Genomic DNA, 26,364 nt, shown 5'->3' on the forward strand with positions numbered 1-26,364 from the left:
ACGGACGTACCTCTGGCGCACCAGTTGTTCCGCCAGGAGCATAGCTGGGCAACTACGTACGGATCGGATAAACGCTGAAAGCATCTAAGCGTGAAGCCGACCCAAAGATAAGATATCCCACTGATTTGATCAGGTAAGACCCCTTGAAGACTACAAGGTCGATAGGCACGATGTGTAAGTGGAGCGATCCATTCAGCAAGCGTGTACTAATAGGTCGAGGGCTTGACCACAATTCGCTTGAGTATCTCAAGTCAACGAGAAGTAGCAGTGATTATTCAGTTTTGAAGGCACGTCCTTCTGAAACACTAGACAAAGTAAATCAGAAATGATATACTTAGCTAGTCATATGGTCGGTGACGATGACGGTGAGGTTCCACCTGTTCCCATTCCGAACACAGTAGTTAAGCTCATTCGTGCCCAAGATAGTTAGCTGGAAACGGCTTGTGAAAATAGGTAGTCGCCGACTTGAACAAAACGCTCTAAGAGAAATCTTGGAGCGTTTTCTTTTTGCTTTTTTCGTCCAAAGCTCTTGCATCTGGTCGGCGGGTGCGGTATGCTTAACCAATAGGACGCTTGCAAGAGGGAGGGCAGAGACATGGACAGAGAAGAGATCCGCTATCTGCTGGGCAGCACGATCTATGCACGGGCCAAGGCATACGAGAACCGGGTGCAGGATCTGGAATGTGAGACGGCGGAGAACGGCGTGCGCCATCTGAGCGCCGACGTGCGGGGCAGCGGCCGGAACCTCTACCGCACGCAGGCATGGCTGCGCCAGAACGGCAGTTTCGTCAGCGCCAGCTGTACCTGCTCTTTCAATGAAAACGGCGAAGGTCCCTGCTGCAAGCACATCGGTGCGCTGCTGCTGCATGAGGTGGATGAGCCGGAAGAAAAGACGGAGTCAAAACCGGAAAAGAAGGCACTGCTGGACATCCCGGGCGTGCAGCGCGGGACAGAATTTGCGAAAGAAGCCGCAGCTCGGAAGGATAGCTATGTCTCCGGCCTCGAGATGCTGTTCGGCAGGAAATGGCGAGGCGATGAACCCGTCTCGGATGTGCAGGCGCAGGAACTTCTCCGGGCTTATCAGGAGGACGCGCTGGCCGAGGTGGAGAGTCTGACGGCCTCGGACGGCCAGCAGCGAGGCTTCGCGGAACTGGAACCGGAACTCATCCTCGACTACTCCGGACAACCGCCGCTGCTGCGCCTCCGCATTTCGGACGGCGGGCGGCAGTATGTCGTCAAAAGCATCCCGGAACTGCTGACGGCTATCGAGAAAGAGCGGAGCGTCAGCTACGGCAAAACGCTGGCCTTTGTCCATCGGTGGGACGCCTTTACCTCCGAGGCACAGAAAATTCTGACGCTGCTCCGCCGCCAGCAGGACACGGTAAAGAGCGTGGAAGCCGCCACAGGCCGCCCGACCCGCAGCATCGCAAATGGCCCCGCTGGAAGTGTGCCGCTGTCGGGCGAGCTGCTGGATGAACTGGTGGCGTTATATGAGCCGAGGGGCGAGGTGGGCGGTTACGCCTTGCGAAAGGGTCTGCCCGCGCTGACGCTGCGGGTCGAGAAGAAGAGGGGCGGCGTACACATCGTGGTGGAGCCCAGTCTGTACACATTGCAGGGCCTCGACTACAGCTACCTTTATAATGAAGACACCATCTGGAAACTGGAACGAGCCGAAGCGGCCCGTCTGCTGCCCGCGTTGAACGCCCTCTGCGGCAGCGGACTCTTTTTCACCAGCAAGGATGCCGTGTCGTTTTGCAGCTTCGTGCTGCCGGAGCTGGGCCGGAAGATCACCATCGACGACCCTGACCGACTGCTTTTGAATCAGATACCGCTGGAGCCGGTGGTGCAGTTTTATCTGGATGCGCCCCACATGGGGGCCGTCCGCGCCCACCCGGAATTTTTGTATGGGGAAGACCGGGTGACGCCTTTTGCGGCCCCGACCGATTTATTGAGGGACGCCCGCGCTGAGCGTCGGGCCGGGCGGCTGCTCCAAACTTATCTGACCCAGCAGACCGACTCAAGCCCCGCCGAATATGGCACAGACGACGAGGATACCCTTGTCACTTTCCTTGAAGAGGGTGTGCCTGCCCTGCTGGCGGAGGGCGAAGTCTACCTCAGCGATGCATTCCGCGACTTGCAGGCTGCGCCGCCGAAGATCTCGGTGGGTGTGTCGGTACAGGGCAGTGTGCTTGATCTGGAGGTGGACACCGGCGAATTCCCGGTGAGCGAGCTGAAAGCTCTGCTCAAGTCGCTCCACCAGAAAAAGCGCTACCACCGCCTGCGGGATGGCCGATTGCTGCGGCTGGATGACTCGCTGGAAGTGTTGGACGAACTGAACGAAACGCTGGAACTCTCCGGCGCAAAGCTGGGCCAGAATCATGCGCAGCTTCCGCTTTACCGTGCGCCCAGCCTCGACTGGGCGCTGTCGGGCCAGACCGGTGTGCGCTTCAACCGGGATGACGCCTTCCGGCGCATCAGCCGGAGCTTCCACGCCGTCAAGGACAGCGAGTATGCCCCGCCTGTCTCCCTGCAAAAGACCCTGCGCAAATATCAGCGGGACGGCTACCGCTGGCTGCGGACGCTGGACGGTTACGGCATGGGCGGCATCCTCGCCGACGATATGGGCCTGGGCAAGACGGTGCAGGTGCTGAGCTACCTGCTGGCCATGAAGCAGAACGGCCAGACTCTGCCCAGCCTCATCGTCTGCCCGGCCTCGCTGGTGCTGAACTGGGCCGAGGAGTGTCAGAAATTCACGCACGAACTCTCCTGCGTGGTGGTGGACGGCGACGCTGCCCACCGCGCCGAGCTGGCTGAGAGCTGGCCCGCCGCCGACCTCGTGGTGACCAGCTACGATTTGCTGCGGCGTGACGAGGCGCTTTACGAGGGGCAGGAGTTTTACGCCTGCATCCTCGACGAGGCGCAGGCCATCAAGAACCACACCACCCAGAAATACAAGGCTGTCTGCAAAGTGCGCAGCCGGGTGCGGTTTGCCCTCACCGGTACGCCGGTGGAGAACCGGCTGGGCGAGCTGTGGAGCATCTTCTCCTTCCTGATGCCGGGCTATCTGCCGCCCTACAAGAGCTTTTGCAGCCGGTTCGAGAAGCCCATCGTGCAGGAGGAAGACCGGACCGCCGTGCGGCGTCTCAATCAGCTGACCGGCCCCTTCATCCTCCGCCGCATGAAGTCGGATGTGCTCAAGGAGCTGCCGCCCAAGACCGAGAATGTCTACCGCATCGAGCTGGAAGAGGAGCAGCGCAAGCTCTATCTGGCCGCTGTGGTGGACGCCCGGGAGAAGCTGCAGGCCGCAAAGCCCGAGGACAAGATGGCGGTGTTCGCCGTCCTCATGCGGCTGCGGGAGATCTGCTGCGACCCGCGCCTTATCGCAGACAACTGGGAGGGCGGCAGCGCCAAGCTGGACGCCTGCGCGGAGCTTGTCTCCAGCGCTGTGGAGGGCGGCCACCGCATCCTGCTGTTCAGCCAGTTCACCTCGATGCTCGAGCTGCTGGCAAAGCGTCTGGACGCCGAGGGCATCAGCCACTTTACGCTGCAGGGCTCGACGCCGAAGCCCGTCCGGGCGGAGCTGGTCCGGCGGTTCAACGGGGGAGAGGTGAGCGTTTTCCTCATCTCGCTGCGGGCCGGCGGCACCGGCCTTAACCTGACGGCGGCGGACATCGTCATCCACTACGACCCGTGGTGGAATGTCGCCGCCCAGAATCAGGCCACCGACCGCGCCTACCGCATCGGCCAGCAGAACCCGGTGCAGGTGTATAAGCTCATTGCACAGGATACCATTGAAGAAAAAATCGTGGAATTGCAGCAGGCCAAGCAGTCGCTGGCCGACACCGTGACCGGCACCGCCGATGGTGCCATCCTCTCGATGCGGCCGGATGAGCTGCTGCAGCTGCTGGAAGGGAGCGAACCATGAAATACGCATTATTTTCGGTGCCAGTAGGCACTATTTATGACCTGCCCCAGACCATCAAAGAGGGCGAGGAGGGTCTTGTCTCCACCATCGGAGACGAGGGCCTGTATGGGCAGGCCTGTCAGGTGCGGACTGCGCCCGGCGGCGTGACCGCTGCGGGCGTCCAGCTTCCGCCCGATGTGGCCGAAGTGGTCAGCTTTTACGGCTACCATGGCTATGTGAATCAGCGGGAATTGCAGTTTGTCCGCGAGGAGGAGCTGTGGGAGTATCTGGGGGCAGACCTCGTTCTCGTGGGCCGCGCTACGGATGTCCTCAGCCTGCCCAAGGTGCAGGGCGTCCGGATGATGGAATTGGAGCGGGGAGACGTTCTCCGCCGCCAGCCTGAGACGGCCGAAGAGGCCGAGGCCCACAAGGGCTGGGCGAAAGTCCTGCTGACGGATGGCCGGACAGGCTATGTCCGGGACGTGGCGCTGGAGCCGGTGAAATATGAGATGACGGCGGTCTTCTCCCAGAGAGAGGGCCTTGCTTTCAATGACGCGCTGGCCGAGACGCTGGACACGACGGCGGAAAAGCTCGTGCCGGAAGCTGTGGCACGCTGGTACGGCGGCCGCGAAGATGCCTTCCGCGCCGCTGTCTGTGAGCAGGCAAAGAAGTATATGGGTACCGAGTACCGCTGGGGCGGCAAGTCGGGCCGGGGCATCGACTGCTCGGGCCTCGTCAGCAGCGCCTATATGCAGTGTGGTGTGCTCATCTACCGCGACGCAAAGATCATCGAGGGCTGGCCGATGCATGAGGTGGCCTTCGAGAACAAAAAGCCCGGCGATGCGCTCTTCTTCCCCGGCCATGTGGCGCTTTATCTGGGCGAAGGGCGGTATATCCACTCCACCGGTGCCGCCGCCAGCGGCGGTGTGGTCATCAACAGCCTTGAGCCGGATGACCCGTTGTATCGGGAGGATCTGGTGAAGTGTTTGTATGCGGTGGGGAGTATTTTCTAAAAGGAGATAACCATGAAAGTCTTTGATCTACATTGTGACACCCTGAGTGAGCTGCGCTACGCCGAAAAGGCGGGTACGCCCAAGAGCTTTGCGCAGAATGATCTGCACATCGACTTGCAGAAACTGAAAAAGGGCGACTATATGCTGCAGTGCTTCGCCGCCTTTGTCAATCTGGGAGACAAGACCCCCGGTGCCGACCCGCTGGTGACGGCGCTGGAAGAAATCGACGTCTTCAAACGCATCATGAAAAAATACCCGGAGGATATTGCTCCGGTGTATCAACCCTCTGACATCCGAAAAAACGCCGCCGAGGGCAAGATCAGCGGAATGCTCACCATTGAAGAGGGCGGCTGCTGCAAGGGCAGCATCGGCGTGCTGCGCCGGATGTACGAGCTGGGCGTCCGCATGATGACCCTGACCTGGAACCACGAGAACGAGCTTGCCAGCCCCAACGTCGTCCCCGGCGGGGGCCACAACATCTGGCCCTGCGCCCCCAACACCGAGACGGGCTTGAAGGAGAAGGGCTTCGAGTTCCTGGCCGAGATGGAGCGTCTGCACATCATCGCAGATGTGAGCCACCTGTCCGACAAGGGCTTCTGGGACATTGTGGAGCACTCCACCCGCCCCTTTGCGGCCAGCCACTCCAACTGCCGCGCCCTCGCGCCCCACTGCCGCAACCTCACCGACGAGATGATCCGCGCCCTCGCCAACAAGGGCGGCCTCGTGGGTCTGAACTACTGCAGCGGCTTCCTCGACAACCAGCCCGAAGAAAAGCTCTGCCGCAGCACCACGGCCCTGATGGCAAAGCACGCGGCCCACTTCAAACAGGTGGGCGGCATTGAGATCATCGGTCTGGGCAGTGACTTCGACGGCATCGGCGGCAAGCTGGAAATGGACGACTGTTCCAAGCTCCCGCTGCTGGCCGATGCACTCCGCCGCGAGGGCTTCACCGAGGACGAGGTGGAGGCCATCTTCTACCGCAACGCCCGGCGGTTCTTCGAAGAAAACCTCTAAATAATGTATAAAACGACAGGGAGATTCCAAAATGGATAAAAACATGACGCTGGAAAAGCGTATTGCCGCCGAGCTGTATTCCTATCAGGGCAAGATGAGCGTTTTTGTGGACGACCTGCACGGCCACACGGTCGAGATCGGCGCTGACGAGGAATTTGAGACGGCTTCCACCATCAAGGCCTATATCCTCGCAGCCCTGTATCTGCAGGCCGGCCGGGGCAAAGCCAGCCTCGAGGAAAAAATCACCTACAAGCCCGAGCACTTTGTGGACGGTTCCGGGATGCTCCGGGCGCTGGGCGTGGGTGCAAGTCTGAAAGTTAAAGACGCCGCCACCATGATGATCATCTGCTCCGACAACATCGCCACCAACATGGTCATCGACTATCTGGGGCTGGCCACCATCAACGCCTGCATCCGGGAGATGGGCTTTGCCCACACCGTCCTGCACAACCCGCTCCACTTTGATATTTACAACGACCTCGGCACCACGACGCCCCGGGACTACGCCTCGCTGTTTGCGCAGGTGGCAAAGGGAACGCTCGTCAGCGCTGAGGCCAGCGCTGAGATGCTGGCCATCTTCCGTCAGCAGCACTACAATACCATGCTGACCCACGACTTCCCTCAGTTCTATCTCGACTGCGAGGAGACCGGCGAGCCGGAACTCATCTGGGTGGCCAGCAAGAGCGGCAGCATGAACGCCTGCCGCAACGACGGCGGCATCGTCCACACCCCCTACGGCGAGTATGTCATCGTCCTGATGAACAAGGACTTCCACGACATCATCGAGTACAATGACCATCCCTCCATGGTCTACGGCGCCCGGGTGTCCCGGATGATACTCGACCAGATTTTGGCCTGCGAGGGTGAGCTGTACAAGTAAAATCGTGGAAGAAATAGGAATATTAAGGGGAATCATAACAATGGGTATTCAAATCAGCCTGCCGATGATGGCATTTCTGGTGTTCATGACCGGCTTTGCAGGCTTTATCGATTCGGCAGCGGGCGGCGGCGGACTCATCAGTCTGCCGGCCTATCTCTTCGCGGGCCTGCCGCCTCACTATACTTACGCCACCAACAAATTCAGCGCCGCCTGCGGCACGACGTTCGCCACGGCCAGTTTCTTCAAGAACGGCGCGATGAACCTCAAGGTCGGCATCCTCGCCGCCATCGGAAGCTTTGCGGGCAGTGCCTTAGGCGCACACATCGTCCTGATGCTCAGTGATGAGGTGCTGCAGATGATGATGTTCATCATCCTGCCCATCGCGGCAGTCGTCATCCTGTGGCGGCGCAACCTCCCGGACGAGAACCGGGACGACGGCACCCTGAATTTGAAAAAGGCCCTGCTGGCCCTGGGCATCGGCCTCGGCATCGGTCTGTACGACGGCATGGTGGGGCCAGGCACCGGAACCTTTGCCATTATTGCTTTCACCAGCCTGATGGGCTTTGACCTGCGCACCGCCAACGGCAACGCCAAGGTGCTCAACCTCGCCAGCAACTACGCCAGCCTCTTCACCTATCTGAGCAGCGGGCTGGTGGTCTTTCCGGTGGGCATCCCCTGCGCCATCAGCAACATCGTCGGCAACATCATCGGCTCTCACTTCGCCCTGAGAAAGGGCGCAAAGTTCATCCGCCCCATGATGCTCGTGGTGCTGGTGCTCCTGCTGGGCAAGCTCATCACGGATATGCTGTAAGTAAAAACGAAAAGAGGCTGCTGTGCAGATGCACAGCAGCCTCTTCCTATATACTCTTAGTCGATGACCAGCCCGTTATCAAAGAAGGCCAGACCAAACGCACCGGGACCGGCGTGGGTGCCGATGACGCAGCCGATCTGGCGCACCAGCGGCTCGGAAAGGCCGAGATTGTCCACCAGATAGGTCTGGATGGGGTTCACCTCGCGGGTGCTGATGGTGTAACCGGCCAGAGAGGGGAAACGGGGATTGACGCCGCCCAGCTCCTCGATCTTCTTGAAGAGGGCGACGTATGCGCCGGGCAGACCCCGGGCCTTGCCGGCCATGGCGACTTTGCCCTCCTTGATGGTGATGAGGGGCTTGATGCCAAGCATCCCGCCGGCCACGGCGACGGCGGCGGGCAGACGGCCGCCCTTGCGCAGATACTTCAGGTCGTCGATGGCGGCGACGAGGTGCAGATGCTCCTTGGCGTGCTCGAGGGTGGCGGCGATCTGGACGGCAGACTTGCCTTCGTCCCGCAGATGTGCGGCCATACGCACCAGCAGACCCTCGCCGAGGCAGACATTGGTGCTGTCCACAAAGAGGACGTTGTCCACGTTGGCCAGGTCTGCGGCCAGCTTCGCACACTGATAGGTGCCGGACAGCTCATGGGACAGGAAGATGCCCACGACCTCGTCTCCGGCGGCAGCAGCCTCGGCGTAGAACTTTTCGAACAGCTCAGGGCTGGGCTGGCTGGTGGTGGGCAGCTTTTTGCAGCCGGCCATGTGCTCGTAGTACTCGCTGGGAGTCAGGTCCACGCCGTCCCGGATGACGGTGCCGTCCTCGAGGGTGACGTTGAGGGGGATGACGTCCACACCCAGCTGCGCGGCCTCGGCGGGCAGGATGTCGGATGCGGAATCGGTAAGAATGCGTATCATATAGCTCGTACCTCCATGGGTGCGTTCATCGTGTGTCTTTGGTAAAACGACAAATTCATAAAAAAGTCGTACAAAGTATACCAGAACGCCGGGCGGAATGTCAATCTTTTGAGTAAAATTTCTTCGAATGAACGAAAAACTGCTTGCAAAACGGGGCGGCAGTATGGTACAATGTCCGCCGACAGGAGGGTGCGCCGTGAAAAGACTGATAAGGGAAACGGAAAAGCCGTCTTTTCCGGCTCAGTGCCGGGTCCTGGCCGAGGCGGCCGTGCTCTGGGCGCTGCTGGCGGCGGGAGCACAGCTGCTGCTCCCGGCGGAAAAGACGGCTCTGCCCGAGGGCGCGGCCCTCGCGTGGGCTGCGCTGCGCATCTGCCTTGTGACCCCTCTGGCAGAAGAGCTTGCCTTCCGGGGCGGGGCGCTCTATCTTTTGCAGCCGCTGGGCGGCGCGGGGGCTGTGGTGGTGCAGGCGGTGCTTTTTGCGGCCCTGCACGGCAGCTGGACGGCCCGGGCCTATGCGCTGGGCATGGGGCTCATCTTCGGCTGGGCGGCCCGGAAAGCGAAGAGCGTATGGCCCGGCAGTGCGTTACATATTATAAATAACTGCCTCGTGTTTGCCGCACGGCTGGCAGAAAGGGGAATGGGATGACCGATTTTGAGCTGATGGGCGCGGCGCTGGAAGAGGCCCGGAAGGCCGCTGCGCTGGGCGAAGTGCCGGTAGGCGCGGTCGTGGCGAAGGACGGAGAGATCATCTCTGCCGCCCACAACACCCGCGAGACGGAGAAAAACGCCCTCCACCACGCGGAGCTGCTGGCCATCGACGCGGCCTGCAAAAAGCTGGGCGGCTGGCGGCTGTGGCAGTGTGAGCTGTTCGTGACGCTGGAGCCTTGCCCCATGTGCAGCGGCGCCATCATCAACAGCCGCATCAAGCGGGTGGTGTACGGTGCCGCCGACGTCAAGGCGGGCTGCTGCGGCTCGGTGACAGACCTCTTCGCCCAGCCCTTCAACCATCACCCCGTCATCGAGAAGGGACTGCGGGCCGATGAGGCACAGCAGCTTTTGCAGGAATTTTTCGTTTCACTGCGGGCCAGGCGGGCCGCAAAGCCCCGCTGGAAGCCGCCCGTGAACCCCTGAATCTGTGAAAAAAGTGGGAACTGCGTGAAAAAATCACCGGTGACCACTTTATTTTTTCGCCCGATTGTGCTATATTATTCAATGGAAACTTGTCGAAACCACACAAATGCCGCCGGGCGCGCCGCAGAGCCGGACTAGACCGGAAAAAGTGAGCAGAGCGCAGCTCCGGCGGGGTGGGGGAAGCTGTTTCCTTTCCCGCCGCAGAGGCTTTGACACGAAGAGGCGCTGCGGCCGAAAATAGTGGACAGGAGGGTTTGACTCTTGTACAACGACGAATTTGAGCTGACATTTGACCTTGCAGACGCCGGGCCGAAGACAGAACAGCGCAGGCCGACCCTGCCCGAGCCGGAAGAAGCGGCTGTGGCCGCACCGCCGGTGCAGGAAACGAGGGAAACGCCGGTCAGCGCTGCGCCGGAGAACACACCGGCACCGGAACGCGAGCCGGAACCTGCGGCAGAGCCCCAGAGCACTGCCCCGGCGGCGAAGGACCGCACCGTCCTCATCTCGGGCGGAGACCGGGGCATCGGCGCAGCAGCAGCCCGCGCATTCTACGCGGCGGGCTTCCGGGTGGCAGTGTTCTACCACACCAACGCCGAAGCCGCCGCAGCCCTGCAGAAAGAGCTGCCGGGCGTACTGGCCATCCAGTGTGACGTGGCCAGCCGGGCCAGCTGTGAGCTGGCCTTCCGCGCCGCCGAGCAGGCGCTGGGCCGGGTGGATGTGCTGGTGAGCAACGCGGGCATCGCCCAGCAGAAGCTGTTCACCGACATCACGCCGGAAGAGTGGCAGCGGATGCTGGACGTTAACCTGACCGGTGCGTTCAACCTCTGCCAGCTGGCCCTGCCCGGGATGATACGCCGCAAAGCGGGCCGCATCCTCACTGTGAGCAGCATGTGGGGCCAGACCGGCGGCAGCTGCGAGGTACACTATTCCGCCGCCAAAGCGGGCCTCATCGGCCTGACCAAGGCGCTGGCAAAAGAAGAAGGTCCCAGCGGCATCACCGTGAACTGCGTGGCCCCCGGCGTCATCGACACCGATATGATGGCCTCGTTCACTGCTGAGGACAAAGCGGCATTGGCCGAAGAGACCCCTGTGGGCCGTCTCGGCACCGCCGAAGAGGTGGCAAAGCTTCTGCTGTACCTCGCCGGAGAAGACGCCGGCTACATCACCGGCCAGGTGTTCGGCGTCAACGGAGGTCTTGTGATCTAAGAAGCTGTTTTCACAGCCATTGCACACCGTCTGGCCGACATTTTTGTCTGCATACTGCGTTGCTTTCCCTTGCAATCCGTCAGGATTGCTGCGGAAAATCGCCTTGTCTGCGGGCAAAAATCTACGGCCATCCGGCACACTCTGGCCATGAAAACAACTTCTATGCAGCAAGACCGAAACTATGAGACAAGTTCACTTGCGGGGCGCTTCCCCCGCAGTGAGAAGGAGAGAGCGAAATGGGCATGACTTTGAAGGAACTGTTGACGAAAGGCGAAGGCACCCTGTCGGCACAGGAGGCCAAAACTTTGGCTGCACAGTGCAGGATGGATGTGGAAACGCTCTATACGCTCCTTGAAGAGCGCGGCATCAAGATCATCGAGGATGAGGCCGACGCCGATGTGAATCTGGACGTGGACAGCATCATCGCCGAGGTGGAAAACGCCGAGAACAACAGCGACGAGCTGGGTCTGGGCGGCGAGGACGAGGAAGAAGCCGCCGAGGAGAACCCCGCCGACCTGAAGGCTGCGATGGATGAGCTGCTGGACGACCCCGTCAAGAACTACCTCAAGCAGATCGGCCAGATCCCTCTGCTGAGCGCGGAGCAGGAAGTTGACCTGAGCAAGCGCATCCACGCCGGCGCCGAGGCTGCCCATATCCTGCAGGCCGACCGCCAGAAGTACGGTGCGCCCGAGTACATCAAGAAGAACAGCGCCCGCTTCTCGTTCGAGGAAGACGAGAACAGCCGCAGCTACACCGAGGACATCGACGAAGAGGGCAGCGAGAAGCCCAGCGTGGACGCCGAGGAAAAGGCTGCTGAGGAAGAGGCCATGGAGGCTGTGGAGAACGGCCCCCTGACCGAGGAGCGCCGTCAGGAGCTGCTGAAGACCCGCCGCGACGGCCTGAACGCCCGCCGCAGCCTGAGCGAAGCGAACCTCCGTCTGGTGGTCTCCATCGCCAAGAAGCACGTGGGCCACAATCTGGCCTTCCTCGACCTCATCCAGGAGGGCAACATCGGCCTCATCAAGGCGGCTGAGAAGTTCGACTGCGACCGCGGCTTCCGCTTCTCCACCTATGCGACCTGGTGGATCCGTCAGGCCATCACCCGCGCCATCGCCGACCAGGCCCGCACCATCCGCATCCCGGTGCACATGGTCGAGACCATCAACCGGATGCGTCAGGCCACCAACCAGCTGGTCTACCAGAACGGCCACGAGCCCACCCCGGAAGAGCTGGCAAAGGCCATGGACATGAGCGTCGAGCGTGTGCGTGAGATCCAGCGGATGGCACAGGAGCCCGCCAGCCTTGAGAGCCCCGTGGGCGAGGAAGAGGATTCCTCTCTGGGCGATTTCGTCGCCGACGAGAACGCCGAGGCTCCCGGAAAGGCGGCTGACCGCGCCATGGTGGCCCAGCAGATCAATCAGGCCCTCAAGAGCCTGACCCCCCGTGAAGAGAAGGTCATCCGTCTCCGCTTTGGTCTGGACGATGGCCGTCCCCGCACGCTGGAAGAGGTGGGCCGCGACTTCGGCGTCACCCGTGAGCGCGTCCGCCAGATCGAGGCAAAGGCCATCCGCAAGCTGCACAGCCGCAAGTGCCTGGCCCTGCTGAACGGCCTTATCGAGTGATAGTTTCAACAATGCAGACGGCTGCCGTGGAAAAACGGCAGCCGTTTTTCTGCATCCGGGCAGAAAAACGCAAAATGCCAGATTTTTTTGCAAAAAACGCTTGCAATGCGGCAGAGTTTATGGTATTATAATTGAGCTGTGAGTGTGCTGCTATAGCTCAGTTGGTAGAGCGCATCCTTGGTAAGGATGAGGTCTCCAGTTCGAATCTGGATAGCAGCTCCAGCTCGGAACACCCTGAAGCCATCAAGGCTTCGGGGTGTTTTTTTGTTTGCTCCGGCCCGGCGGAGCAGTGGCGGCAAACGCACCATCGTGATATTTTAACCGGGATACATGGACGATAACGCTGTTGACCTGCACAAAAGGTGCGGGCCAACGGCGTTTTTTGTCATTTTTGCTAAAAAAAGTGGAGCAAGATTGTCCAACTGTTATATTGCACAGATAGTAGGGGGGGGGGGGTATAATAAATTTGGCAGAAAAGCCACAAAATACAAAACGGGAGGTAAAAATCATGCGAAGAAAAAAATTGCTCCGGCAAGTCGCGGCGGCGGCCGTGGCCCTGAGCATGGCGGTATCCCTTTCCGCCCCGGCATTTGCGGCCACCTTTAATCTTTCCAATGGCGGCCTTGTGATCACGGCAGATGAAAGCGGCATCACCGTGAAGCAGGATGGTCAGGACGGAGTTACCAGCATCAAAGATGATGAAGAGATCGAGATCACCGGCAGCTATGTATGCAGCAGCTCGGAGAGCTCCAGCGGCTCCGGCAGTTCTAGCTCTAGCAGCTCCAGTTCTAGCAGCTCTAGTTCCAGTAGTTCCAGCGATACATACCGGGCGCTGGATGCGGAAGAAAACCTCTCTGCCCCCCAGCAGCAGGATAAGAGCACCAATGCCCCTGCAAACGGGGAGCTGAATGCTTCCGCTGGCGAGCGGCAGGATGAGGAGCGGCAGGAGACCAACACAGAGGCCAAGGCCTCTGCCGAGGCTTCCACCAGCGCCTCTGACGACACCTCTGCTAACGCCTCCAATGGCCCCCGCAAGGCTCCGGCCCGCAGCAGCGGCGAGGGAGAGCGCAGTAGCGAGGGAGAACGCAGTAGCGAGGGAGAACGCAGAGGCATCATCCAGATCTTCGCTAACACGCTGGTCAAGCTGAAGCTGAAGGATGCCACCATCGACCAGCCGAATGCTGCTGATACGGCTACTCGTGGCATGGCAGCCATTGATATTCAGGGCAGCGGCGATGTGGAGATCAAAGTGGAGGGCAATAACACCCTGAACGGATATGGAAACAGTGCCGGCATCCAGAAAAACGATGATGTCAGCACCGGAAAGCTCACCATTACGGCAGAAGACAAAGACCAGACCCTTAACGTGATCGCAGATGTCCGTGGTGCTGCCATTGGCGGAAGTGGATGGGGCTGGAATACGGGTAGCGACTCCCAACATGGCACCAAAAACATTGAGATCAATGGCGGCACGGTAAATACCCAGGGCCGGATCGGCAGCGGATATAAAGGCGGTGCGGCTGAAAATATCGTGATCACAGGTGATGCTGTGGTCAACGCCAATGGCGGCATCGGCGGAGGCACTGATGAAGGATATGAAGGTAATGAAGGCAGGCAAACCAGCATTACCATCTCCGGCAACGCTCAGGTGAACGCTACGTATAAGGTGGATACCGGAAGTGATTATGGATATGAGCATGGATTTGGGGGCAGCGATGCTGGCCTTGCAGTGATCGGCGGCGGCGTAGGCAGCAGCAGCAAAAAGAGCCACGCCAAGGTCACCATTCAGGGCAATGCTCAGGTAACGGCAGAAAATAGAGCATACGGCGGCGGTGCCGGCATCGGCGGCGGCGCAAATGGCACCGGCGAAGTAATCATTGGCGGCAAAGCGCAGGTCAAGGCCACCGGCAGTGCCGAGCACCACGGCAGCTGGGAGAATAATGGCGCGGGCGCTGCCATTGGCGATGGCGGAACGACTGCTGGGAGCAGTGGTTCCGTCCAGAACGGCGAGAATAAATTTACAACTGACGAGAAGAGCATCCAGAACGGTGCAAAAGTAGAAATGACCAATATAGGTCATAACAGCTCGAACAAGGTGACCCAAACACGTCAGAACGGCGAATGGGTGACCGACGGGAATGCGGAGCAGACCCCGGAAAAGTGCAAGCATTCGAAGGGCGAATACGCGGCAGAGAAAGTCTCCCCGAATTGTACGGAAAAGGGCTCTCAGACCTACCGGTGCAGCTCCTGCGGTGAGATCACCAAGGTGGTAGAGCTCGCTCCATACTCCGGAATTTGGTCCCATGATTACCAGACGGTAACAGTCCAGCCCACCTGCACCGAGGATGGCTACACGGTAAGAAAGTGCAGCCGCTGCGGCAAGGAAACCGGTCAGCATACCAGCATTGTTAAAGCTCCGGGCCATCAGTTCGTCGAGACCGTCGTTGCCCCCACCTGCACGGAAAGCGGCTACACGGTACAGAAGTGCAGCGTCTGCCACGAGGAGACCGGTGAGCGCACCAACCTCGTTGCCCCTCTGGGCCACGAGTACAAGAACGGCGTCTGCACCCGCTGCGGCGCACCGGAGCCTCAGGAAAACGGCTCTGCGGCCCCCAACTACACCGTGACCGGCGCAGAGACCTACGAGACCTCTGTGGTGGATGGCCGGTACATCATTGCGGTACCCTCTGAGGATGCCGCCCTCAACGCTGTGCTGGGCGACCTGCGGGCCATCAAGGCACAGGGTGCCGATGTGGTGGTGTTCCGCACCCGGAGCCGGGAGTCCAGCCTTGTCATCGACGAGATGCTGGCCATGGGTACCGACGTTACCCCCTTTGTGCTTGCCCACAACGGCGGCGAGGCCCAGCTCACCATCAACGGCGCAGCTCATAACGAGCTGATCCACTAACTTACCCCGGCGGGGCGTACCGCATCGCCCTGCTTCCTCCATATTGCAAAGCCCCCCGGCACGTCCGCATGGTGCCGGGGGGCCTTTTTGCGCAGCAAAAAGAAAACCGGGTGGTAAAAATGACCGGAAATACAAAAAACCACCTGAATCTCAAGGATTCAAGTGGTTTTTCTCGATGGAGCTGCTATCCAGATTCGAACTGGAGACCTCATCCTTACCAAGGATGCGCTCTACCAACTGAGCTATAGCAGCAAATGGCGACCCGGATCGGGCTCGAACCGACGACCCCCAGCGTGACAGGCTGGTGCTCTAACCAACTGAGCTACCGGGCCATGATCGCTCAAGTGCATCGTTTCTGGCGTTTGACCGCCGGAACGTGTGTTATTATACCTGAGAAACGCGCTGTTGTCAAGCATGAATTTCGGAAAATGTCAAAAAAGTTTTGGAAAGTCCGACATTCCGGGAAAAATACAAAAACAAAACGCACAGAGTACTCTCTGTGCGCTTGTGGCAGGGGTAGTAAGTCTCGAACTCACGGCACGCGGTTTTGGAGACCGCTGCTCTACCAACTGAGCTATACCCCTACAGATATTCCGCATTCGCTGAATGCTTGATTATTATATAAGATTCTGTGCGGAATGTCAAGCATGAATTTCGCTTTTTTTGCAAAAAGCGGGAGACAGGGAAAGCTTTTTCGCAAAACGACGCCGAAAACAGGTGGAACTTCGGCTTTCCACCTTGAAGGAAAGCGGGAAATAGTGTATTATAAGGGGTATCAAAAGTGTAATTCCGGGCTTGCTATGCCCTGACAGGGGGAACGCCACTATGGCAGATAAAAACTTTTTGACCGAGATCATTGACGCCGACCTCGCCGAAGGCAAAATCCGCGAGATCCACACCCGCTTCCCGCCGGAGCCCAACGGCTACCTGCACATCGGCAGCGCCAAGGCGATCTATATCAACTGGTCCATCGCAAACCAGTACGGCGGCAAGTTCAACCTCCGCCTCGACGACACCAACCCCGCCCGCGAAGGGGAAGAGTATGTCAACAGCATCATCGAGGACCTGCACTGGCTGGGTGCCGACCCCAACGGCGGCATCTTCTACGGCAGCGACTACTTCGACAAGTGCTATGAGTATGCCGAAAAGCTCATCCTCGAGGGCAAGGCATACGTCGATGACCTGACCCGCGACGAGATGCGCGAGTACCGGGGCAGCGACGCAGGCAAGCCCTCCCGTCCCTCTCCGTGGCGCGACCGCACCCCGGAAGAGAACCTCGACCTCTTCCGCCGGATGCGTGCAGGCGAGTTCAAGGAGGGCGAAAAGACCCTCCGCGCCAAGATCGACCTCGCCAGCCCCAACATGAATCTGCGTGACCCGGCCATCTACCGTATCAAGTACGCCGAGCATCACCGTCAGGGCAATAAGTGGTGCATCTACCCGATGTACGACTTCGCCCACCCCATCCAGGACGCCATCGAGGGCATCACCCACAGCATGTGCAGCCTCGAGTTCGAGAACCACCGCCCGCTGTACAACTGGGTCATCGAGAACATTTTTGGCACCGAGTTCCCCAAGCAGCGCGAGTTTGCCCGCCTGAACATGACCAACACCGTCATGAGCAAGCGCTATCTCCGGGAGCTGGTGGAGATGGGCATTGTGGACGGCTGGGATGACCCCCGTATGCCCACCCTGTGCGGCCTGCGCCGCCGCGGCTACACCGCTTCTTCGATCTTCACCTTCGTGCGGGAGGCCGGCATCTCCAAGTCCGACAACCTCATTGATATGCGCCAGCTGGAAGCCTGCATCCGCAGCGAGCTGGACCTGACCGCACAGCGCCGCATCGCCGTGCTGGACCCCGTCAAGCTGGTGGTGGACAACTACCCCGCCGACAAGACCGAGTATTTCGACATCGCCAACAACCCCAACCGTGAAGCCAACGACCCCACCACCCGCAAGGTCGCCTTCACCCGGGAGCTGTGGATCGAGAACGAGGACTTCGCCGAGGTGCCGCCTCCGAAGTTCAAGCGCCTGACCGTCGGCGGCGAAGTCCGCCTGATGGGCGGCTATCTCGTCAAGTGCGAGAGCGTCGAGAAGAACCCCGACGGCAGCATCGCTGTCATCCACTGCACCGCCGACCTCGAGACCGGCAACGGCAACCCTGCCGATGGCCGCAAGGTCAAGGGTACCATCCACTGGGTGAGCGCCGCCCACGCCGTGGATGCCGAGGTGCGCCTGTACGACAAGCTCTTCACCGAGGCGAACATGAATGCCATCCCCGAGGGCAGCGACTACAAGGATTATCTGAACCCCGACAGCGTTGTCGTCCGCAAGGGCTGCAAGCTGGAAGAGGCTCTGGCCGACGCAAAGCCCGGCGATAAGTTCCAGTTCGTGCGCACCGGTTTCTTCACTCCCGACTCGAAGAACCCCGGCGTGTACAATCGTGTCGTGACCCTGCGCGACAGCTTCAAGCCCGCAAAGTAACGAGCGGACCCCAAACATCGCAAAAGGAGCACTTCACAGACCATGAAAAAACACATGACCCGCAACATTATCCTCATGCTGGTGCTGGACGTCATCCTCGGCATCGTGCTGGCCCTCTATATCGCCAACACCGGCACCGTGCCTGCTGCCGATAACGCCGACACCTACACCGACGGTACCTACACCGCCAGTGCGCAGGGCTGTCTGAGCGAGGTGGGCGTCACCGTGACCATCACCGGCGGCAAGGTGACGAATGTTGTGATCGATGCTTCCGGCGAGACGCCGGAGCTGGGCGGCAAGGCGGCAGAGACGCTGTCGGCCTCCCTGCTGGCGGCTGGCTCGACCGTGGGAGTGGATGCTGTCTCCGGCAGCACCATGACCAGCGACGCGGTATTTGCGGCAATGAACGATTGCCTTGCACAGGCCGCACAGTGATGAAGTTTTGAACGGAGCTGCTGCACGGCGTGCCTGTGCGGCAGCTTTTTTGTGAGCGAGGTTCTTATGATACTGGATATTCTGCCGCTGGCGGGCGGCACGGCCCGCCTTGTGCGGGTGTACGGCGGCGAGCCCTGCGTGAAGCTGCCCGGGGCTGTTCCTGCGCCGGAAGGGGAGGGCCAGTGGCCCATCACCGAACTGGGCGATTACTGCTTTTCCGAAAAGCCCCGGGGTCTGCCCGGGCCGGAAAAGATCTGCCGCTATGAGCGGGCCGAGGACGGCACGCTCTGTCTGACCCGCGCTTTTGGCCGGGATGTGAGCGGCAAAGTGCGGTACAGCTTCGACTTCGACGCCCCCGCCGCCCCGGCGCAGGACGACGAGCTCCACCCCATCTGCGGGAACTTCCTGGAAGAAGTCACCCTGCCGGACAGTCTGCGGGTCATCGGCAGCTGCACATTCTACAACTGCCGCAGGCTGCGCCGCCTGACTGCCGGGACAGGAGAGCTGACCATGGGCAGCGATGTCTTCCTCAACTGCTTTGCGCTGGAAGACCTCATCATCCGCGCCACGCCCGAGCAGGCCACCGGCCTGTTCGCCCTCGTGGGCAGCATCACCGAGGCCGTGCGGGCGCTGTTCTGGCCGGTGGGGGAGGCCGCACCCCGGGCGGGGTTGTGGTATCCCGCCTACTGGGAGGACATCGAGGAGACGCCCGCCCACATCCTGCTCCACACCTTTTCGGGGCAGGGCTACCACTACCGGCAGTGCTTCCTCGAAAATAAGCTTCTCCCGGCGGAGTACGACGCCATCTTCCCGCAGGGCCACGACGCCGACGACGCTTCCGTGATGGCGATGCTCTGCTTCGACCGCCTGCGCTGGCCGTGGCAGCTGAGCGATGCCGCCCGGGATGCCTACCGGGACTTCCTCAAGACCAACACCGGGCGGGTGCTGACCCGTCTGCTCAAGGCGCAGGACACCGAGGGCATCAAAGCCCTGCTGGCGCTGGATGTGATGGATACGGATGCCTTTGCCGAGGGTGCTGCCCTCGCGGCCAAGGCCGACAATGCCGAAGCTGCAGCCCTGCTGGCCGATGCAGAGCACAAAAAGCGTGCCGCTGCGCCCCAAAAGAAGAGGTATGATTTTGATTTCTGAGAAGGAAAAGTTTTTTGACCCCCGCAAGCCCTTCCAGTCGGCCCGGCCCGAGACTCACGAAGAGTGGCAGGCCCGGATGGGCGGCGAGGTGCTGGCCGTGGTGCGCAGCGGGCTGTATCTGGACTTCCGCTTTTTAGACCAGGCCCTCTCGGCCCTGACGCCCACCGCCGACGAGCGGTGCGGGGTGCTGGCGACGGATGGGACCATCCTCTGCTACCAGCCCAGCGCCCTGCTGCGGCTCTACCAGAAGAACCCCAAATATCTCAACCGGCTCTACCTCCACACGGTGTTCCACTGCATCTTCCGCCATCTCTGGCTGCGCGGCAAGCGGGACAAACGCCTGTGGGACCTTGCGTGTGACATTGCGGTGGAGAACGTCATCGACGGTCTTGGCCGCAAGAGCGTCCAGCGCCCCCTGACGTGGGTGCGCCAACACGCCTATGAGGAGATCATCGCGCAGGAAAAAGTGGCTGCTGCAGCTCCCATCTACCGCTGGCTGGTGCGGCAGACGCCCGGCGTTCTCCGCCAGCTGGAAAAAGAATTCTACACCGACGACCACCGCCTCTGGCCCAAAAATGCCCCCGAACAGCCCCAGCAGATGCCTGCGCCACTGCCCCAGAAGACGTGGCAGAAGATCGGCGAGCGGATGCAGACAGAGCTGGAGCTCCGGGACAAAGAGGCCGGTGAGGGCGCGGATGCCATGCGGGAGCAGATCAAAGCCGCAAACCGCAGCCGCCGCAGCTACGGCGACTTCCTGCGCCGGTTCTGCGTCACCCGGGAGGAAGTCCACCTCGACCCGGACGAGTTCGATTTGAATTTTTACACCTATGGCCTGTCGGTCTACGGCAACCTGCCCCTCATCGAGCCGCTGGAGACCCGGGAGAGCAAGAAGATAGAGGAGCTGGCCCTCGTCATCGACACCAGCTACTCCACCTCGGGCGAGCTGGTGCGGGCCTTTCTGGCCGAGACGTATACCCTGCTGAAGGGCAGGGAGAATTTCTTCCATCGGATGAATCTCCACCTGATCCAGGCCGACAACGCGGTGCAGCAGGATATTCCCGTCAAAAACGAAGACGACCTCATCCGTGCCATGAACCATTTCGAGCTGCGGGGCGGCGGCGGCACCGATTTCCGGCCCGCTTTCGAGTACGTCAGCCGGCTCTGCGCCGAGAAGAAATTCTCGAACCTCCGGGGCCTGCTCTATTTTACCGACGGTATGGGGACTTACCCGGCCCGACGCCCGGCTTACGACACGGCATTTCTATTTCTGGGCGACCGCTTCGACGACGCCAATGTGCCGCCCTGGGCGATGAAAGTGGTGCTGGACGAAGAAGAATTTACCGGTGAGGCCGCCCGCAGCGCCTCGGCCCTGTCCGAAGCACTGGCGGAGGAAGACGACCTCTACCGTGACCTCAACAATTCGTGATAACGAGGGAAAGAATATGAACATCAAACGAGCCAAAGAAGAGATCGAGCATACCGTCAAAGCGTACCTCGCCAAGGATGCTCTGGGCGAATACGCCATCCCGGCCATCCGCCAGCGCCCCATCCTGCTGATGGGGCCTCCGGGCATCGGCAAGACCCAGGTCATGGAGCAGGCGGCGCGGGAGTGCGGCGTGGCGCTGGTGGCCTATACCATCACCCATCACACCCGCCAGAGCGCCGTGGGCCTGCCCTTCATCCGTCAGCGCAACTACGGCGGCCGGGACGTCTCTGTGACGGAGTACACCATGAGCGAGATCATCGCCAGTGTCTACGCCAAGATGGAGGCCACCGGCCTGAAAGAGGGCATCCTCTTCATCGACGAGATCAACTGCGTCTCCGAGACGCTGGCCCCCACCATGCTGCAGTTTCTGCAGTGCAAGACCTTCGGCAATCAGGCCGTGCCTGCGGGCTGGGTCATCGTGGCGGCAGGCAACCCGCCGGAGTACAATAAATCCGTCCGCGATTTCGATATTGTCACCCTCGACCGCGTCCGCCGGATGGACATTGAGCCGGATCTGCCGGTCTGGAAGGACTACGCCCGTGCAGCCCACATCCACAGTGCGATCCTGAGCTACCTCGAACTGCACCCCCAGAACTTCTACCAGATAAACGCCGACGTGGACGGCACCCAGTTCGTCACCGCCCGCGGCTGGGAAGACCTCTCCAACCTGCTCAATACCTATGAGTCGCTGGGCCTGCAGGCTGACGAAGAGCTCATCCGCCAGTATATCCAGCACCAGAAGATCGCCGAGGACTTCTCGGCCTACCTCGACCTCTACTACAAGTACCGTGACGACTACGGCGTGGAGGACATTCTGGCCGGTCAGGCCAAGCCTGCCGCTTTTGCGCGGCTGCTGCAGGCCCCCTTCGACGAGAAGCTGAGCCTCGTGAGCCTGATCCTGTCCGGCCTCGAGACGCGCTTCTCTGCCTCCCGGCGGGCAGACGCTGCGGCCGACAGCTGCTATGCCTTCCTGCGGGAGACGAAGAAAGCCTTTGCCGAGATGCCCGCAGAGCTGGCGCAGGAGCCGAACTGCTGGGCGCAGCTCTTTGACCAGATGACCGCCGACTACGAGGCCGAGACCCAGAAAAAGCGCACCGCCGGTCTGCTGGATAAGCCCACGCTGGAAGCCCGCTTGCAGACCGCCAAGACCCTGCGCGGCTGGGAGAAAGAGCTTCTGCGCGCCGCCGCGCCGGACGCGGACGCCGCCTTCAAGGTGCTGCGCACCCAGTTCGGCACCCTGTCGGATGCCCGGGACACCGCCCAGCAGACGGCCAGCGCCGCGCTGGAAGCGGCCTTCGACTTCATGGAGCAGGCATTCGCCGAGAGTCAGGAGATGGTGGTCTTCGTCACCGAGCTGACCCTCTCGCCCGCCGCCCATGCCTTCATTGCCGAAAACGGCTGTGAGCGGTATTTCCAGTACAACAAAGACCTTCTGCTCGACCACCGCAAGGCGGCCCTGAACCAGGAGCTGGAAGCCGAACAGCGTCGGCACGGGATGCTGTAAAATATGCAAAGAAGAGGGAGCGCACTGCGGTGCGCTCCCTCTTCTCGTATGTGAAAACAAAAGAAAAAGCATCTTGATAAAATCAAGATGCTTGGTGGTTGCGGGGGCCGGATTTGAACCAACGACCTTCGGGTTATGAGCCCGACGAGCTACCAGACTGCTCCACCCCGCGATATTTACTTTTTGCTGTCGGCCTCTTGCTGACTGCTCAAGTATAATACCACAAGGCGGGGGACTTGTCAAGCGTTTTTTCAAAAAGAATATGACTTTTTTGAAAAGGCCGCTGCCGGAAACAAAAAGCGCCCCATTCCGGGGCGCTTCGACAGAGCGAATATCACTTGCGGGTGCGGCGGCGCACGAAGCGGACGACGAGGGCGGCTGCGGCCAGAACGACCAGCACGGGCCAGACGCCCACGACCCAGACCGTCAGCTGCTGGATGCCGGAGACAAAGCCCGTCCAGCCATTGCGGAGGGCGCTGGACAGCTGGGAGAGGTAGGATTCCTCGGTGGGGGTGTATTCCTTCACCTCGTCCAGCGAGAGGTAGACCGTGGAGCAGGACACCTGCTGGCTGTACCAGTCCAGCTGCGACTGCCAGCTCTCGATCTGGTACTGGACGTCGCTGAGAGAAGATTCGATCTCCAGCAGGTCGGCGAGGTTTTCGGCGCTGGCCTGAAGCTCCTGCAAACGTGTGCGCTGGGCCGTCAGGTTGGAGAGCCGGGCCTCGATGTCCATATACTGGGTGGTGACGTCCTGCACCTGCTCGCTCTTGTCCACGAGGTTGCCCGCCTGCGCGGCGGCTTCGAGGAAGCTCGCGTAGTTGTCCTGCGGGACGCGGATGGTGAGGGAGAGGGTGCGGCTCGAGCCGGTGTAAGAGGATTCGTTGCTGGATTCCAGATAGCCTCCGGCGGCGCTCACGGCGTCAGTGAGGGCGGTGCGGGCGGCGTCAAAGTCCTTGCTCTCGATGGTGAGGTTGGCCGTGTAGATGAGCCTTGTGCTCGTCTGAGCGGCCTCGGCGCTGAGGGCGCCGGCGCCGTCTGCATCGCGGTCACTCATGGCATCGGCGCTTCCACCGGCCGGGACGGCCATCTTGGGTGCGGCAAGGGCGCTGTTCACGTCGTCCATCGAGTAGGCGGCGGCGTAGGAGGCCGTCTCAGGGGCAGAGCTGAGGGCCGCGCCGCCCGCAGGCAGCAGGCTGATGGGGGAGTGGACTGCCGCATACAGACCAACGCCGCAGAGCAGGCCGCAGGCGGCGATGCTCAGAGTCTTGCGGGGAAAGTGGATGGCTTTTTTGGGCTTCCTGGCGGGTTTCGGTGCCTCTTCTGCCGGCTGCATGGCGAGGAGCTTTGCTTTCAGGTCGTCCGAAGCGTGAAGGTCGTCTACCTCCATCTTGTACTCATACCACCTCATCTTCGATCTCCTCCTTCAGCATCGTATGTAACTGTGCGCGGGCGCGGCGAAGCCAGCTGAGCACCGTGTTGGTGGGTGCGCCCAGCATCCGGCCCACCTCGGCGGCGGTGTACCCCTCGTAGTAGTGGAGGTAGACCGCGTTGCGGTAGTTCTCGGGCAGGGCGCGCACGGCGTCCAGCACGCTGCCGTCTTCCATCTGGTCCGGAGCAGGCAGATTCTCGTCCAGCTCGGTGTCCTTCTGGCGGGCGGCGCGGGTCAGGTCGTGGCAGCGGTTGATGGTCACACGCAGCAGCCAGGCTTTCAGGTGTTCCTCGCTCTCGAAGCGGCCATTGTAGCACAGCAGCTTTTCGAAAACATCCTGCACCACATCTTCCGCATCGGCGGTGCAGCTGCAGTTGTGCATGGCAGCTCGGAACACCGTGTCACTGTATCGCTGCACGGCCAGCGCAAAAATCTCGTTTTTGGTCAGCTGTCCCATAGTTCTATGCTCCTTTGATGTCCTGTGTACAGCAGGACCCGGTGGAAAAATCATCTTTTATGGGGGACATTCACCCTGTATACGGATGAGCGGCCCCGATTATTGCAGTTTATGGTGCAGAGCGGAAAAATCTTCCGCCCGGCATCGCACAAGGTACCCAAAGTATAACATGAATACGCCAAAAACAAAAGGGCCATTTGCCGCCATGTTTTGGCAAATGACCCTGAGAGCTTCTGTTCGGTTATCGGTAGAGCCGCTGGAAGAGGGCTACCCGCTCGGAGAGATAGGTCTCGGCCCGGGGGTGGTGGAGCCAGCGCTTGCCCGCCTTGTCGCAGGCGAGACGGTGGCCCAGCGCGGCGGGGCAGGCGTCGATCTCTTCCACGTCCCGCATGGTGAGGGTGAGGCTCAGCGCCGCCGGAGCGTCCGGCAGGGGCGGGAGCGGGTCTTCCCAGACGAAGGGCGGCAGCAGCTGGACGGCGTATACCGTCCGGGTGCATTCTTCGGTGAGCAGCAGCGCGGCGGGCGCACCATCCGGCATGACATGCAGAGAGGAATAGAGCAGCTGCAGCTGCGCCGGGGCCAGCAGACGGGCAGAACCTGCCTCTTCGTCGGGGGAGAGGGGGAGAAAATCCGCCGCCTCGTCGGCGTAGATGCGCCGGGCCGGAGCGCGGAACTGCGCATACAGCGCGGGCAGGGCAAATACGCCCTCCCGGTCTAAGGCTCGCTGCAGCAGGCAGTAAAACTCCGTCAGCGGGTGGGCCGGGTCGGGCTGCGGCATCCCGAAATCGGGGCGCGAAACGTGTCCTCCGCCCATCAGCCGTTATAGCCCAGCGTGGCCGCCATGACAGCCTTGATGGTGTGCATCCGGTTCTCGGCCTCGTCGAAGACGATGCTCTGGGGGCCTTCGAAGACTTCGTCGGTGACCTCCATCGCGTCGCGGCCAAAGCGTTCGCCCATCTCCCTGCCCACGGTGGTCTTGTGGTCGTGGTAGGCGGGCAGGCAGTGCATGAACACGGCCTTGGGGCCGGCAATGTCCATCAGGTTCTGGTTGATTTGATATGCGGCCAGGTCGTTGATGCGCTCGGCCCAGACCTCGACCGGCTCGCCCATGGACACCCAGACGTCGGTGTAGAGGACGTCTGCGCCCTTTGCGGCTTTGGCGGGGTCTTCCTCGAAGGAGATGGCCGCACCCGTCTCGGCGGCGATGGCCCTGCACTGCTCCACCAGTGCAGCGTCCGGCTGGTACTTTTTGGGGGCGCAGGCGGTGAAGTTGAGGCCCATCTTGGCGCAGCCCACCATCAGGCTGTTGCCCATGTTGTAGCGGGCGTCGCCGAAGTAAACGAAGTTGATGCCCTTGAGGCGGCCGAAGTGCTCCCGGATGGTGAGGAAGTCGGCGAGGATCTGGGTGGGGTGGAACTCGTTGGTCAGGCCGTTCCACACCGGCACACCGGCGTAGTGGGCCAGATCTTCCACGATGCTCTGGCCGTAGCCGCGGTACTCGATGCCATCGAACATCCGGCCCAGCACCCGGGCGGTGTCGGCGATGGACTCCTTTTTGCCGATCTGGCTGCCCGACGGGTCGAGGTAGGTGACTTCCATGCCCAGGTCGTGGGCGGCGACCTCAAAGCTGCAGCGGGTGCGGGTGGAGGTCTTCTCGAAGATGAGGGCGATGTTCTTGCCGCGCAGAGCATCGTGGCGGATGCCGGCCTTCTTCTTTGCCTTCAGGTCGGCGGCGAGGTCCAGCAGACCTTCGATCTCTTCGGGAGTGTAATCAAGAAGCTTCAAAAAGCTGCGGTTCGTAAGGCTCATTGTATATATTCCTCTCTATGCACTGAAATTTGAATATTTATACTTTCACAGACTCTATTATAATACGAAGGAACGAAGTGGTCAAGTGTGAATGAACTCCTTGACAAAGAACGGTGATTCGATTATACTACAAACAGAAGGGGCGCTGACTGCAAGGGTCAGCTTTCCATCCCGGAATCAAAAAGATTGACCGTCAGGCTTGGAACAC

20 protein-coding genes, 5 tRNA genes and 2 rRNA genes are annotated in these 26,364 nt (G+C 60.8%); 18 read left to right on the top strand and 9 right to left on the bottom strand.

Annotated elements, in window-relative coordinates:
- From F3G95_RS01485 to F3G95_RS01515, 7 genes are all read left to right on the top strand, one after another.
- Positions 1-230, top strand: a 23S ribosomal RNA gene (locus F3G95_RS01485); the annotation flags it as partial.
- Positions 231-349: 119 nt separating this feature from the next.
- Positions 350-466, top strand: a 5S ribosomal RNA gene (rrf, locus tag F3G95_RS01490).
- Between the two features lie 129 nt (positions 467-595).
- On the top strand, positions 596-3,925 hold the full coding sequence (locus F3G95_RS01495; protein WP_149793509.1) for a DEAD/DEAH box helicase: 3,330 nt from the start codon (positions 596-598) through the stop codon (positions 3,923-3,925).
- Positions 3,922-4,917, top strand: a complete 996-nt coding sequence (locus F3G95_RS01500; RefSeq protein WP_149793510.1) for a C40 family peptidase — start codon at positions 3,922-3,924, stop codon at positions 4,915-4,917. Before F3G95_RS01495 ends, F3G95_RS01500 begins: the two co-directional genes overlap by 4 nt.
- A gap of 12 nt (positions 4,918-4,929) precedes the next feature.
- Positions 4,930-5,931: a dipeptidase gene (locus F3G95_RS01505; RefSeq protein ID WP_149793511.1), complete on the top strand. Its 1,002-nt coding sequence runs from the start codon at positions 4,930-4,932 to the stop codon at positions 5,929-5,931.
- Positions 5,932-5,962: 31 nt separating this feature from the next.
- The gene (locus tag F3G95_RS01510; RefSeq protein ID WP_149793512.1) at positions 5,963-6,811 is read left to right on the top strand and encodes a serine hydrolase; all 849 of its coding nucleotides are present in this window, start codon (positions 5,963-5,965) and stop codon (positions 6,809-6,811) included.
- A gap of 40 nt (positions 6,812-6,851) precedes the next feature.
- The gene (locus F3G95_RS01515) at positions 6,852-7,622 is read left to right on the top strand and encodes a TSUP family transporter (RefSeq protein WP_149793513.1); all 771 of its coding nucleotides are present in this window, start codon (positions 6,852-6,854) and stop codon (positions 7,620-7,622) included.
- Positions 7,623-7,678: 56 nt separating this feature from the next.
- Here the strand turns inward: F3G95_RS01515 and F3G95_RS01520 are convergent, their stop codons facing one another.
- On the bottom strand, positions 7,679-8,536 hold the full coding sequence (locus F3G95_RS01520; protein WP_149793514.1) for a DegV family protein: 858 nt from the start codon (positions 8,534-8,536) through the stop codon (positions 7,679-7,681).
- A 196-nt stretch (positions 8,537-8,732) separates the two neighbouring features.
- Here F3G95_RS01520 and F3G95_RS01525 point away from each other — a divergent pair, with 196 nt between their 5' ends.
- The 6 genes from F3G95_RS01525 to F3G95_RS01550 all read left to right on the top strand — a co-directional run bounded on the left by F3G95_RS01525 (position 8,733) and on the right by F3G95_RS01550 (position 15,403).
- Complete coding sequence (locus F3G95_RS01525; protein WP_243130241.1) at positions 8,733-9,182, top strand: CPBP family intramembrane glutamic endopeptidase; 450 nt, start codon at positions 8,733-8,735, stop codon at positions 9,180-9,182.
- Complete coding sequence (locus F3G95_RS01530) at positions 9,179-9,667, top strand: nucleoside deaminase (RefSeq protein ID WP_149793515.1); 489 nt, start codon at positions 9,179-9,181, stop codon at positions 9,665-9,667. The genes F3G95_RS01525 and F3G95_RS01530 overlap by 4 nt, the downstream gene beginning before the upstream one ends.
- Before the next feature lie 261 nt (positions 9,668-9,928).
- Positions 9,929-10,873, top strand: a complete 945-nt coding sequence (fabG, locus tag F3G95_RS01535) for a 3-oxoacyl-ACP reductase FabG (RefSeq protein WP_188117493.1) — start codon at positions 9,929-9,931, stop codon at positions 10,871-10,873.
- Positions 10,874-11,109: 236 nt separating this feature from the next.
- Positions 11,110-12,495, top strand: a complete 1,386-nt coding sequence (locus tag F3G95_RS01540; RefSeq protein ID WP_149793516.1) for an RNA polymerase sigma factor — start codon at positions 11,110-11,112, stop codon at positions 12,493-12,495.
- Between the two features lie 146 nt (positions 12,496-12,641).
- Positions 12,642-12,717: transfer RNA gene (locus F3G95_RS01545), tRNA-Thr, on the top strand.
- Between the two features lie 286 nt (positions 12,718-13,003).
- Positions 13,004-15,403, top strand: coding sequence for a hypothetical protein (locus F3G95_RS01550; RefSeq protein WP_149793517.1), 2,400 nt, complete (start codon positions 13,004-13,006; stop codon positions 15,401-15,403).
- Between the two features lie 176 nt (positions 15,404-15,579).
- Here the strand turns inward: F3G95_RS01550 and F3G95_RS01555 are convergent.
- From F3G95_RS01555 to F3G95_RS01565, 3 genes are all read right to left on the bottom strand, one after another.
- Positions 15,580-15,655, bottom strand: a tRNA-Thr gene (locus tag F3G95_RS01555).
- A gap of 3 nt (positions 15,656-15,658) precedes the next feature.
- Positions 15,659-15,735: transfer RNA gene (locus tag F3G95_RS01560), tRNA-Asp, on the bottom strand.
- A gap of 176 nt (positions 15,736-15,911) precedes the next feature.
- Positions 15,912-15,987 (bottom strand) — tRNA-Trp (locus tag F3G95_RS01565).
- Positions 15,988-16,228: 241 nt separating this feature from the next.
- On the opposite strand from F3G95_RS01565, the gene F3G95_RS01570 reads away from it, so the two are divergent.
- The 5 genes from F3G95_RS01570 (at position 16,229) to F3G95_RS01590 (ending at position 22,461) form a co-directional block, all read left to right on the top strand.
- A complete protein-coding gene (locus tag F3G95_RS01570) occupies positions 16,229-17,887 on the top strand; it encodes a glutamine--tRNA ligase/YqeY domain fusion protein (protein WP_149793518.1) in 1,659 nt (552 codons plus the stop codon).
- A 42-nt stretch (positions 17,888-17,929) separates the two neighbouring features.
- On the top strand, positions 17,930-18,322 hold the full coding sequence (locus F3G95_RS01575; RefSeq protein WP_149793519.1) for an FMN-binding protein: 393 nt from the start codon (positions 17,930-17,932) through the stop codon (positions 18,320-18,322).
- A gap of 66 nt (positions 18,323-18,388) precedes the next feature.
- A complete protein-coding gene (locus F3G95_RS01580) occupies positions 18,389-19,471 on the top strand; it encodes a leucine-rich repeat protein (RefSeq protein ID WP_149793520.1) in 1,083 nt (360 codons plus the stop codon).
- A complete protein-coding gene (locus tag F3G95_RS01585) occupies positions 19,455-20,897 on the top strand; it encodes a VWA-like domain-containing protein (protein WP_149793521.1) in 1,443 nt (480 codons plus the stop codon). The genes F3G95_RS01580 and F3G95_RS01585 overlap by 17 nt, the downstream gene beginning before the upstream one ends.
- 16 nt (positions 20,898-20,913) lie before the next feature.
- Complete coding sequence (locus F3G95_RS01590) at positions 20,914-22,461, top strand: AAA family ATPase (protein WP_149793522.1); 1,548 nt, start codon at positions 20,914-20,916, stop codon at positions 22,459-22,461.
- 95 nt (positions 22,462-22,556) lie between these two features.
- Here the strand turns inward: F3G95_RS01590 and F3G95_RS01595 are convergent.
- From F3G95_RS01595 to argF, 5 genes are all read right to left on the bottom strand, one after another.
- A tRNA-Met gene (locus F3G95_RS01595) sits at positions 22,557-22,633 on the bottom strand.
- Between the two features lie 162 nt (positions 22,634-22,795).
- Positions 22,796-23,869 carry a DUF4349 domain-containing protein gene (locus F3G95_RS01600; protein ID WP_149793523.1) on the bottom strand — a complete coding sequence of 358 codons (1,074 nt, stop codon included), beginning with the start codon at positions 23,867-23,869 and terminating at the stop codon, positions 22,796-22,798.
- Positions 23,856-24,347, bottom strand: coding sequence for a sigma-70 family RNA polymerase sigma factor (locus F3G95_RS01605; RefSeq protein ID WP_149793524.1), 492 nt, complete (start codon positions 24,345-24,347; stop codon positions 23,856-23,858). The genes F3G95_RS01600 and F3G95_RS01605 overlap by 14 nt, the downstream gene beginning before the upstream one ends.
- A gap of 241 nt (positions 24,348-24,588) precedes the next feature.
- Positions 24,589-25,161 (bottom strand): hypothetical protein, encoded by a 573-nt coding sequence (locus F3G95_RS01610; protein ID WP_149793525.1) that lies wholly within the window; start codon positions 25,159-25,161, stop codon positions 24,589-24,591.
- A complete protein-coding gene (argF, locus tag F3G95_RS01615; RefSeq protein ID WP_149793526.1) occupies positions 25,161-26,156 on the bottom strand; it encodes an ornithine carbamoyltransferase in 996 nt (331 codons plus the stop codon). The genes F3G95_RS01610 and argF overlap by 1 nt, the downstream gene beginning before the upstream one ends.
- Positions 26,157-26,364 lie beyond the last annotated feature (208 nt).

This window comes from Faecalibacterium sp. Marseille-P9312 (genome assembly GCF_902497445.1).
GTDB classification, from domain to species: domain Bacteria; phylum Bacillota; class Clostridia; order Oscillospirales; family Ruminococcaceae; genus Faecalibacterium; species Faecalibacterium longum.

Excerpts from the sequence above, each read along its gene's own strand:
- F3G95_RS01515 (WP_149793513.1), top strand. The coding sequence starts at position 6,852 with ATGGGTATTCAAATCAGCCTGCCGATGATGGCATTTCTGGTGTTCATG.
- F3G95_RS01530 (WP_149793515.1), top strand. The coding sequence starts at position 9,179 with ATGACCGATTTTGAGCTGATGGGCGCGGCGCTGGAAGAGGCCCGGAAG.
- F3G95_RS01600 (WP_149793523.1), bottom strand. The coding sequence starts at position 23,869 with ATGAGGTGGTATGAGTACAAGATGGAGGTAGACGACCTTCACGCTTCG.
- F3G95_RS01540 (WP_149793516.1), top strand. The coding sequence starts at position 11,110 with ATGGGCATGACTTTGAAGGAACTGTTGACGAAAGGCGAAGGCACCCTG.
- F3G95_RS01575 (WP_149793519.1), top strand. The coding sequence starts at position 17,930 with ATGAAAAAACACATGACCCGCAACATTATCCTCATGCTGGTGCTGGAC.
- F3G95_RS01510 (WP_149793512.1), top strand. The coding sequence starts at position 5,963 with ATGGATAAAAACATGACGCTGGAAAAGCGTATTGCCGCCGAGCTGTAT.
- F3G95_RS01570 (WP_149793518.1), top strand. The coding sequence starts at position 16,229 with ATGGCAGATAAAAACTTTTTGACCGAGATCATTGACGCCGACCTCGCC.
- F3G95_RS01590 (WP_149793522.1), top strand. The coding sequence starts at position 20,914 with ATGAACATCAAACGAGCCAAAGAAGAGATCGAGCATACCGTCAAAGCG.
- F3G95_RS01610 (WP_149793525.1), bottom strand. The coding sequence starts at position 25,161 with ATGGGCGGAGGACACGTTTCGCGCCCCGATTTCGGGATGCCGCAGCCC.
- F3G95_RS01550 (WP_149793517.1), top strand. The coding sequence starts at position 13,004 with ATGCGAAGAAAAAAATTGCTCCGGCAAGTCGCGGCGGCGGCCGTGGCC.
- F3G95_RS01505 (WP_149793511.1), top strand. The coding sequence starts at position 4,930 with ATGAAAGTCTTTGATCTACATTGTGACACCCTGAGTGAGCTGCGCTAC.
- F3G95_RS01580 (WP_149793520.1), top strand. The coding sequence starts at position 18,389 with ATGATACTGGATATTCTGCCGCTGGCGGGCGGCACGGCCCGCCTTGTG.
- F3G95_RS01520 (WP_149793514.1), bottom strand. The coding sequence starts at position 8,536 with ATGATACGCATTCTTACCGATTCCGCATCCGACATCCTGCCCGCCGAG.
- F3G95_RS01500 (WP_149793510.1), top strand. The coding sequence starts at position 3,922 with ATGAAATACGCATTATTTTCGGTGCCAGTAGGCACTATTTATGACCTG.
- F3G95_RS01495 (WP_149793509.1), top strand. The coding sequence starts at position 596 with ATGGACAGAGAAGAGATCCGCTATCTGCTGGGCAGCACGATCTATGCA.
- argF (WP_149793526.1), bottom strand. The coding sequence starts at position 26,156 with ATGAGCCTTACGAACCGCAGCTTTTTGAAGCTTCTTGATTACACTCCC.
- F3G95_RS01585 (WP_149793521.1), top strand. The coding sequence starts at position 19,455 with ATGATTTTGATTTCTGAGAAGGAAAAGTTTTTTGACCCCCGCAAGCCC.
- F3G95_RS01605 (WP_149793524.1), bottom strand. The coding sequence starts at position 24,347 with ATGGGACAGCTGACCAAAAACGAGATTTTTGCGCTGGCCGTGCAGCGA.